The sequence below is a fragment of the Companilactobacillus paralimentarius DSM 13238 = JCM 10415 genome, from assembly GCF_001434985.1.
Classification (GTDB): Bacteria; Bacillota; Bacilli; order Lactobacillales; family Lactobacillaceae; genus Companilactobacillus; species Companilactobacillus paralimentarius.
Genome location: NZ_AZES01000112.1, coordinates 1 through 2,294 on the forward strand (window position 1 = coordinate 1; position 2,294 = coordinate 2,294).

4 protein-coding genes are annotated in these 2,294 nt (G+C 30.8%); 3 read left to right on the top strand and 1 reads right to left on the bottom strand.

Annotation, left to right across the window (positions count from 1 at the left end):
* Window positions 1–264: 264 nt before the first annotated feature.
* Genes FD33_RS09415 through FD33_RS09425 form a run of 3 tightly spaced genes read left to right on the top strand, consistent with a single transcriptional unit; the run spans window position 265 to window position 1,255 of the window.
* On the top strand, window positions 265–579 hold the full coding sequence (locus tag FD33_RS09415; protein WP_082603715.1) for a bacteriocin immunity protein: 315 nt from the start codon (window positions 265–267) through the stop codon (window positions 577–579).
* Window positions 580–595: 16 nt separating this feature from the next.
* Window positions 596–889, top strand: a complete 294-nt coding sequence (locus tag FD33_RS09420) for a bacteriocin immunity protein (RefSeq protein ID WP_025086400.1) — start codon at window positions 596–598, stop codon at window positions 887–889.
* A gap of 24 nt (window positions 890–913) precedes the next feature.
* On the top strand, window positions 914–1,255 hold the full coding sequence (locus FD33_RS09425; protein ID WP_034544572.1) for a bacteriocin immunity protein: 342 nt from the start codon (window positions 914–916) through the stop codon (window positions 1,253–1,255).
* 82 nt (window positions 1,256–1,337) lie between these two features.
* On the opposite strand, the gene FD33_RS13170 is transcribed toward FD33_RS09425, so the two are convergent.
* The gene (locus FD33_RS13170; RefSeq protein ID WP_369441046.1) at window positions 1,338–1,772 is read right to left on the bottom strand and encodes a CPBP family intramembrane glutamic endopeptidase; all 435 of its coding nucleotides are present in this window, start codon (window positions 1,770–1,772) and stop codon (window positions 1,338–1,340) included.
* Window positions 1,773–2,294 lie beyond the last annotated feature (522 nt).

The following is a 2,294-nucleotide window of genomic DNA, read 5'->3' on the forward strand; positions in this document are numbered from 1 at the left end:
GTGTTTTTATTTTGTCATTTTTCTAAAGTGGCTAACTTGATTATAAAATTCGCCTATTTAAAATAAACAATCGAGTATCCACAGTAATCAATGTTCATCACTCCCCAGTGAAAAAAGTATATTTATATCGTAACAATGAAAAGATAAGTTGACCAATACCAATTTTTTCATTGGGGATGTTGATAACGGTATTCGAGGATATTTTTCACAAAAAAACTGAAAGCTGAATTAAAATTATTATAAGAAGTGACCAAGAAAGGATCAATTATGCCTAGTAAAAATGAAAAAGAAGAAGAGATTTTATTGAGTGAGCTTTATGATTTTGTTTTGAATCCTAATATTTCTGACGATGAACGTAAGATTGGACTCATGGCTAAAGCTGATTTGGAAAAAGGAAGATACACCGTAGCCGTTCTCAATCAAATAATTGTAAGTTTTCAACAGTTAGACTTGAAAAATAAGGGATTAACACCTGATGCTTCTCACTTTTACGATGTAGTCAATCCAATTTTGATCAAGATGAAACCTATCGGAACTAACTTGGGATATATAGGTTTTAACAGCAGTTATTTAAGTTAAAAATTGGGGGATATAAATGTTAAAAAGTCGGGAATCACAACTAAAATATTTAATAACTTCATCATTGAACGATGAAGCTGTACAAAACAATGAAGAATTAACTGAAATTTTGCGTAACGCACAATTCAAATTAGATAAAGGCGATGCTGAAAATATAGTGGCAACTAAATTGGAACATGCGATTAGTACTTATACATTTACGCATGGCTTAAAAGTACCTAAATCAATTGTTGAACTATCAAAATTTTTGCAAAATGATACTAACAAATATAAAGGGTTTATGTCGATACTTACTTGGTTCGCTAACTAAATTCATACACGGGGAGAGATGTCTATGCTAGATATAAAAACAACGAAGAAAGTTATTCACGAGTTATATAATGCTTTACATGCACATCCAGATCAATCACCGTATTTATTGAATATCACAGATGTATTAAGTCAGGTTTATATGAAATTGGATACAGTTGATAATCCTGAAGCGTGGTTAAGTAGATTGGTAAATTACATATATATGGAAGCTTTCGGTCGAGTTCATTTTTCTAGGGAAGAAGATATCCTTTTGATTGAGTTGGGCGACCTCTCAAAGAGATCAGGACTCAATGGTAGAAATCGAGCAAACTTTAATGATAAATCTCAATTTTACGGTTTGTTTGAAAAAATGCCTCGTCGTTAATAAGTAATAGTATTAAAAATGCTCTTGAAGTTATTAGACAAAAGTCTAGTGACTTCAGGAGCACTTTTTATAGCAGCCTTTATTATTGATTTAGGGAACTGTCTTTGATGGGGAATTCCCACTTCGACTTATCATTAATTTTTAAGATATTGAAAGCAATAATGGAAAGAACAACCATATATAGAAGCGAAACAACGATGGAATATTTATATTGGGAAGGAGAATTGTTAACTATTTGTCCGTTTCCAATTGTTCCAGTGAAATCTATAAAGAAGTGAAGTAAAAAAGACAATAAAATGCTTCCTTTACGTATATATATGGCCCCAAATAAACAGCCCATTCCAAATGTTTCAAACACCTGCATTATAGTCATGGTTAAGTTTTGTGATTGAATATTTCCAATATGATAAAGAGCAAAAAGGGCACTAGATGTAATTAAGCAGTATAGCAAATTCCCTTTATTTATATTTTCACTATTGTCGTTTAAGAGGCTACCTAAAATTATTCCTCTGAACAAATATTCTTCAGGAATTGCTGCGCATAATCCAATAATTAGCGAAATGAAAAGATACTTAGTATTGGGTATTGATGACAGTATTGAAATTAGTATGATCGTCATTGAGAGTATCTTTGTATTCTTACCAGCCGATAACTTGAAATATATTTTTTGACGAAACATTAAATTATTTAAAAATAATCCAAATATAAGCTCGACTAGTTTAAAAGCAACTATATATTTCCAATTATGTATTTTGAAATAATTGAAAAACGGGCTGGATATGAAATTATCGAATATTACTAATAGTAAAAAGAATATTATTTGTTTTTTAGGGAATTTTATTGTGTTTATCATAATTCACTACCGATCCTTTAAATTATTCATATTAATTATTTCTTTCTATGAGAAAAATGTACGAACCTAGCCTACTACAGCACCTGTTGAGGTGGCTCAATAATTATTGAGGATAGCTTGAACAGTATGTATGGATTGAAGTCAATATTTGAGACAGGTTTTAAGAGACATTCAGAACCGCGTTTA

Excerpts from the sequence above, each read along its gene's own strand:
- FD33_RS09420 (WP_025086400.1), top strand. The coding sequence starts at position 596 with ATGTTAAAAAGTCGGGAATCACAACTAAAATATTTAATAACTTCATCA.
- FD33_RS09425 (WP_034544572.1), top strand. The coding sequence starts at position 914 with ATGCTAGATATAAAAACAACGAAGAAAGTTATTCACGAGTTATATAAT.